The sequence below is a fragment of the uncultured Methylobacterium sp. genome (genome assembly GCF_964251405.1).
Lineage (GTDB): Bacteria > Pseudomonadota > Alphaproteobacteria > Rhizobiales > Beijerinckiaceae > Methylobacterium.
Map to the genome: position 1 here is coordinate 85689 of NZ_CAXUJR010000001.1, position 6355 is coordinate 92043.

Genomic DNA, 6355 nt, shown 5'->3' on the forward strand with positions numbered 1-6355 from the left:
GGGATGAACCAGTCCGAGCGCATCTGGACGTCGTCGTTGCCGCCCTTCAGGGCCTCGTAGTGGAAGGTGTAGCCCTTCGATTCCGCCGAGCGCGAGGCCCAGATCAGGGTCTCGTGGGCGTTGGTGAAGCGCTTGCCCCGGAAGTTCGGCATCGGGTTGGCTTTCCGCCAGACGATGTCGTTGAGGATCCAGAAGCCGAGGTCCTGGAGCGCGCCGCCGACCCGGAAGATGTTGTGATACGAGCCGATCACCCACAGCGTGGCGTTCGGCTTCATCACCCGGCGGGCGGCGGTGAGCCAGGCGCGAGTGAACGCGTCGTATTGCGCGAAGCTCGAGAATTGGTCCCAGGCATCGTCGACGGCGTCGACGCGGCTCTGGTCGGGACGCAGCAGCGATCCCTCGCCGAGCTGGAGGTTGTAGGGCGGATCCGCGAAGACGCAGTCGACGCTCGACGCCGGCAGGGCGTTCATGGCCGCGATGCAATCTCCGACGAGGATTTCGTCGAGGGGGAGGCGAACGGAGGGTACGAGACCCATCCGCGGCGCCGACACGAGCCGCCCGGTACGCGAGACACTTTTCCGGGCGGCGGTGCCGGCAACCGCGGTACGCGGGGAAGCCATGGCAAACACCGGTTACGCGACTGACAAAGCGACCATGCGGCCGTTAAGGTAAAGGTCGCGTTGCCCCGCTGCGGAAAATACGTCTCGCTTTGGAGCGGCAATTTTTGCCTAGCGAGGCTAATGGCCGACCTGAGGGCGGCATCACATTACCGTGAGGCGTCATCGCGATACGTATTCATTCGGTGAAACATTCGAAAATATCGATCGTCTACACCTTTTCACTGAATTGATGACCTGTTCGGTAGACTATTAATCTTGATCCATCTCTTGGCACTTGCTCCTTCTGAGCGCGTCAGGCGGTGGGCCTCCTCTGGGGTCGAACGATAGGACCGGCATCGCCCGGCCGAACCGATAAGCTCGGTCCTGCGCTTCGTTGCCGGCCGCTCGGTGCAGCCCAGGGCTTCCAACGGCGCAGGGCTTGGTCGCTGGTGCGGCATCCCGAACCAGCTTCCGAATACCTTCGATGACTGAAATCGATCATGCGGCCGTTAACAAGCCTATAGAAAATCAGGCCGATCAATACTTATTTAAGACAACATCGAATTGTCGTTTCGTATCAGCCTAAATCGTGACGCTTCTCGCCCAGATGATGGCGTCTCAATTTGGCCCCGATCAGATTCCTTTTGCGCCGCCTCGGCAACAACGCAAAGGAATGCGTGTGATCATCAAGTCTTCTCGTCGGATCCTCTTCCTCGCCGGCACCCTCGTCGCCATGGCGGCTCTCGTTCAGCCGGCTGCAGCCCAGAGCGGCGCGGCCTCGTGGTACGGCTCCGGGTCGCGCACCGCCAACGGAGAGCGCTTCAATCCGAACGGGATGACGGCCGCACACCGCTCGCTGCCATTCGGGACCCGTGTCCTCGTCAAGAACATCCGTAACGGCCGGTCGGTCGTGGTGCGGATCAACGACCGCGGGCCGTTCGTGCGCGGGCGCATCATCGATCTCGCCCGTGGCTCGGCCCGGGCGCTCGGGATCGGCGGCGTCAGCCACGTCGCCCTGGCCGTCGTCGACTGAGCGGAATGGCGTTGGCCGGCGTTGTCTCGGCGCCGGCCGTCACCATGTCGTGGCCGGTAACCCGGAGTGTGATGCCGCGATGTCGAAGCCGCTGATCGTCGAAATCCCGCATGAGCTCGGCCTCGAAGAGGCCCGGCGCCGCATCGCCGAGGGCCTATCGGGCCTGGATTCGACGCTGAAGAAGGCGGGAATCTCCATCGACACCATGACATGGACCGAGGATCGCCTCGATTTCGGGGTGGCGGCCATGGGCCAGAAGGTCGACGGACAAGTCGACGTAAAGCCCGCGAGCGTCCGCATCGAGGTCCGGCTGCCCCTGCTGCTGTCGTTCTTCGCGCACAAGCTCCAGAAGAGCATCGGCAACAAGGGCAACCTGCTCCTGACCAAGAAGTGAGGGTGGGAACCGGGCTTCCGTCTCACCCGTTCCCGACGTCCTTCCCCTCTCAACGAGGCAGTGCAGCGATGGCGAATCCGAGTCCGATTCCAGAGGCGCCTGTCCCGGACACGCCATACGAGACGCCGGCGACGCCCGAGCCCGGTCCCTCGCCCGAGATCCCCGGCAATTCACCCGTCGAGGCGCCCGGCTTCCAGCCCACCGAGATCCCACTCGACGATCCCGGTATCGGACCCGACATCATGCCCGACCCGACGCCGTCGAGCCCGACCAGCCCGACGATGTAGGCAACGCGCGATAGGGGTTTGTTCGCGCGGGCGTGCGCTGCCATAAGCCGGCCCATGGCCGCTCCCCCACTTCTCACCCTCCAGGACGTCGCGCTCACCTTCGGCGGCACCCCGCTGATCGAGCGCGCCGAACTCGCGATCTCACCCGGCGAGCGTACCTGCCTCGTCGGCCGCAACGGCTCGGGCAAGTCGACGCTGCTCAAGATCGCGGCCGGCCTGCTCGAACCCGATCGAGGCGTGCGTTTTGTCCAGCCGGGCACCACCATCCGTTATCTGGCGCAGGAGCCCGACTTTTCCGGCTTCGACACGACGCTGGCCTTCGTCGAGGCCGGGCTGACCCAAGGCGACGACGCCTACCGCGCCCGCTACCTGCTGGAGAGCCTCGGCATGACCGGTGCCGAGAACCCGCTCAGCCTCTCGGGCGGCGAGGGTCGCCGCGTCGCGCTGGCCCAGGCGCTGGCACCCGAACCCGACATCTTGCTCCTCGACGAGCCCACCAACCACCTCGATCTGCCGGCGATCGAGTGGCTGGAAGCCGAGCTGAAGGGGGTGCGGGGCGCCCTCGTCCTCATCAGCCACGATCGACGCTTCCTCTCGGCCCTGTCGCGGACCACGGTCTGGCTCGACCGCGGCACGACGCGACGCATCGAGCAGGGTTTTTCCAGCTTCGAGGTGTGGCGCGATGCGTTCTTCGAGGAGGAGGAGCGCGATCGACACAAGCTCGACCGCAAGATCGCCGATGAGGAGCACTGGCTGCGGTACGGCGTCACCGCGCGGCGCAAGCGCAACGTCCGGCGGCTCGGCAATCTCCACGCCCTGCGCAAGGACCGGCGCGAAGACCGGCGTCCCGTCGGCACCGCCACCATGACCTCGACGGAGGCCGAAAGTTCGGGCGCTCTCGTCATCGAAGCCAAGGGCGCGGCCAAGGCCTACGGCACGCGCACCATCGTCGGCGACCTCTCGATCAGGGTGATGCGCGGCGACAGGCTCGGGATCGTCGGCGCCAACGGGACCGGCAAGACCACGCTCATCAACCTGCTCACGGGACAGCTCGCGCCCGATTCCGGCAGCGTGCAGCTCGGCACCAACCTGAAGATGATGCTCCTCGATCAGGCCCGCGCCGTCCTCGACCCCATGATGACGGTCACCGAAGTGCTCACCGGCGGCAGCGGCGACACCGTCAATGTCGGCGGCGTGAACCGCCACGTGGTCGGCTACCTCAAGGACTTCCTGTTCGCTCCCGAGCAGGCCCGCACCCCGGTGCGGGTGCTCTCCGGCGGCGAGCGCAACCGCCTCCTCATCGCCCGCGCCCTGGCGCAGCCGGCCAATCTCCTCGTCCTCGACGAGCCTACCAACGACCTCGACCTCGAGACGCTCGACCTCCTGCAGGAAATGCTGGGCGATTACTCCGGCACCCTGATCCTGGTCAGCCACGACCGCGACTTCCTCGATCGGGTGGTCGGCAGCGTCCTTGTGCGCGAAGGGGAGGGGGTCTGGACCGAATATGCCGGCGGCTACACCGACATGATCGCCCAGCGCGGTCAGGGCGTCGAGGCGCGCAAGGCCGTCATGGGTCGCGCCGAGCCCAAGACGAGGTCTTTTCGCGCGGATGAGGAAGTGGCCAAGCCCGTCCGGACGAAGCTCAATTTCAAGGATCAGCACGAGCTGAAGACCTTGCCGGAGCGGATCGCGAAGCTCGAATCCGACATCGGCAAGCTGCGCACCGTGCTCGCCGACCCGCAGCTCTATTCCCGCGATCCCACCCGCTTCGCCAAGGCGTCGGCCGCCATGGCCGAGGCCGAAGCCGCGCTCGCGGCGGCGGAGGACCGTTGGCTGGCGCTCGAGATGGAGCGGGACGCGCAGCAGGCCGGGTAAGGGCGAGACCATCGAACAGTCGATCGAGAGGGGACTCCGCTCCCCTTGTGAGGAGGAGAGCAGGGGAGAGCGAGGGCGCAATCACCTTCCGGAGCCCGTTCTTTTCGGGCATCCTTCCGGCCTTCATGCTGCCCCGGAAATAGCGTGTGGTCTCGCCACGGCCCGATGCGCCGTGAGCCCGCACCGATCGAGGATCATCCGTGCCCTCCGTTTCCCCGCGCCTCGCTTTCCTGAGACGTCTCGGCTGGCTCGTCGGCTTGCCGGGCTTAGCGGCGATCATCGGCCTAGCTGGCGTCCTCGGCCTGCCGAGCCTGGAACGCCGCCTCAAGGGCGAAGCGACCGCAGTGGCCAACGCCACTGAGGAGGGCGGTGCCGAGCCCTGGCTGCGGGTGACGGCACGCGGGCGCGACGTCGTCGTGAAGGGCGAAGCACCCAATCCGGAATTGCGGGCAGATGCCCTGGCGAGGCTCCAACGACTTCCGGGCCTTCGCCATGTGGTCGGCCCCGTCGGTCTCATCGAGGAAGCCTCACCCTTCGTCTGGCGCGCCACGCGGGCCGCGCCGAACAGGATCGACCTCTCCGGCAACCGCCCCGCCGAGATCGGCCCCGTCGCGCTCGCCGCTCGGCTCGCGCCCGACCTGCCGCCGGAGACCAAACTCAAGGACGATGCCACGGCCGCCCGCGGCGCGCCGCCTGATTTTCTGCCGGCCTCGACCTTTGCGGTCGAGCAACTGGCAGGCCTCACGCCCGGCGGCGTCGCGACGCTCACGGACACGATCCTGTCCTTCAAGGGCGAGGCCGCCAGCATCGCCTCCTACGACGCCCTTCGCCTTGCCTTGGCCAAGCCCCCGGAAGGCTTCAGTCTCGGGACCATCGAGATCCTGCCGCCGACGATCGGGGATTTCCGTTTCGCGGTCGCGCGCGGACCCGAGGGCATCGTGCTGACCGGAAACGTGGTCTCGGAGGCCTCTCGCTCCGCGGCCGTGGCACGTGCGACGGAGACCGCCAACGGATTGCCGGTGGACGACCGAATGCAGACTGCCCGAGGCCTCTCCGTGGCGATCGACCCGGCGGCGCTGACGGGCTTCGCTCTCGACCTCGCGGGGTTGCTGCAGGACGGCACGGTCTCCTTTTCCGATTCGCGACTCTCGGTCTCCGGGGCGACGATCGATGGCCAGGCGGTGGGCGAGATCGAGGCCTTGATGCAGGGCAAACGTCCGGTGGGGATCGAGGCTGGTATCCTCTCGCTCTCGACCCGGCCGCTCAGTCCCTACCGGGTCCTCGTCCGGCGCGAGGGCGACAGCGTCACGCTCAGCGGCCACATGCCCGACGAGGGGACGCGTCAGCGGGTGCTCACGGCCCTTCGCCCTCGCTTCTTCCGCGAGCGTATCGTCGACCGGCTGCGCATCGCGCAGGGCGCTCCTCCGGATCTCGCGGCCGCCCTCGACGCCGGGGTAGCCGCGCTCTCGATGCTGGCGAACGGCCGGGCGACGATCACCGATCGCATGCTCCAGCTCACGGGCGAGAGCCTCTACCGCGAGAGCGCGACCCGCCTCGCCGAGGGCCTTCCACGCAAGGTTCCGGCCGGATGGCAAGCCGAGGCGGCGATCAAGGCACCCGAAGGGCCCGTGCTCAGCGATCCCGAGAGCTGCCGAAATCTGTTCGCCAAAGCCCTGGAAGGCGAAACCCTGCGCTTTACCGCCGGGAGCGTCGCCCTGCGGGCGGAGTTCTATCCGGTGCTCGATGCCGTCGCGGCCCTGGCCAGGACCTGTCCGAGCCTTCGCATCGCGGTGGCGGGGCATGGCGACCCGCCCGGGACCCAGCCTCCCAAGGTCGAGGCCGTCGCCTCGGCCGATCCCGAAGCTGCGAAACCGAAGCCCGAATCGGCTGCCAAGGAGCCGCAGGTTCAGAAGCCGTCTTCGGGCAAAGTCGCCCAGGCGAGTGCACCGACCGCCAAGGCGTCTCAGCCGGTGAAGACGTCTCAGCCCGTGAAGGCGCCGGCGAAGCCGCAGCCCGAAGCGCCGCCGGAACCGGACATGCCGCGCCAGCGCGCCCTCGCGATCGTCGACTATTTGCTGAAGGCGGGCTTGGCCGAGGGCGCCGTCACCGCGTCCGGACCGGCTCGCCCGGCCCAGCAGGGTATCGGCCTCGCTCTCGACTCCTGACA

General features: G+C 67.4%; 6 protein-coding genes. 5 read left to right on the top strand and 1 reads right to left on the bottom strand.

The annotated features are described in order from the left end of the window. Positions 1-620, bottom strand: a 620-nt coding sequence (locus ACFE7U_RS00440) for a DNA-methyltransferase (protein ID WP_375407751.1), incomplete at its 3' end; no start/stop codon positions are given. Positions 621-1332: 712 nt separating this feature from the next. Here ACFE7U_RS00440 and ACFE7U_RS00445 point away from each other — a divergent pair. The 5 genes from ACFE7U_RS00445 (at position 1333) to ACFE7U_RS00465 (ending at position 6353) form a co-directional block, all read left to right on the top strand. After that, a complete protein-coding gene (locus ACFE7U_RS00445) occupies positions 1333-1632 on the top strand; it encodes a septal ring lytic transglycosylase RlpA family protein (RefSeq protein ID WP_375407838.1) in 300 nt (99 codons plus the stop codon). Positions 1633-1711: 79 nt separating this feature from the next. After that, positions 1712-2026, top strand: a complete 315-nt coding sequence (locus ACFE7U_RS00450; RefSeq protein ID WP_375407752.1) for a polyhydroxyalkanoic acid system family protein — start codon at positions 1712-1714, stop codon at positions 2024-2026. 68 nt (positions 2027-2094) lie between these two features. Next, positions 2095-2313, top strand: a complete 219-nt coding sequence (locus tag ACFE7U_RS00455; protein ID WP_375407753.1) for a hypothetical protein — start codon at positions 2095-2097, stop codon at positions 2311-2313. A gap of 54 nt (positions 2314-2367) precedes the next feature. Then, a complete protein-coding gene (locus ACFE7U_RS00460) occupies positions 2368-4188 on the top strand; it encodes an ABC-F family ATP-binding cassette domain-containing protein (RefSeq protein WP_375407754.1) in 1821 nt (606 codons plus the stop codon). Positions 4189-4388: 200 nt separating this feature from the next. Then, a complete protein-coding gene (locus ACFE7U_RS00465; protein ID WP_375407755.1) occupies positions 4389-6353 on the top strand; it encodes a hypothetical protein in 1965 nt (654 codons plus the stop codon). The last annotated feature ends 2 nt before the right edge of the window (positions 6354-6355 follow it).

Bases quoted from the DNA above. Each gene is read 5' to 3' on its own strand.
- ACFE7U_RS00455 (WP_375407753.1), top strand. From the start codon at position 2,095: ATGGCGAATCCGAGTCCGATTCCAGAGGCGCCTGTCCCGGACACGCCA.
- ACFE7U_RS00445 (WP_375407838.1), top strand. From the start codon at position 1,333: ATGGCGGCTCTCGTTCAGCCGGCTGCAGCCCAGAGCGGCGCGGCCTCG.
- ACFE7U_RS00450 (WP_375407752.1), top strand. From the start codon at position 1,712: ATGTCGAAGCCGCTGATCGTCGAAATCCCGCATGAGCTCGGCCTCGAA.
- ACFE7U_RS00460 (WP_375407754.1), top strand. From the start codon at position 2,368: ATGGCCGCTCCCCCACTTCTCACCCTCCAGGACGTCGCGCTCACCTTC.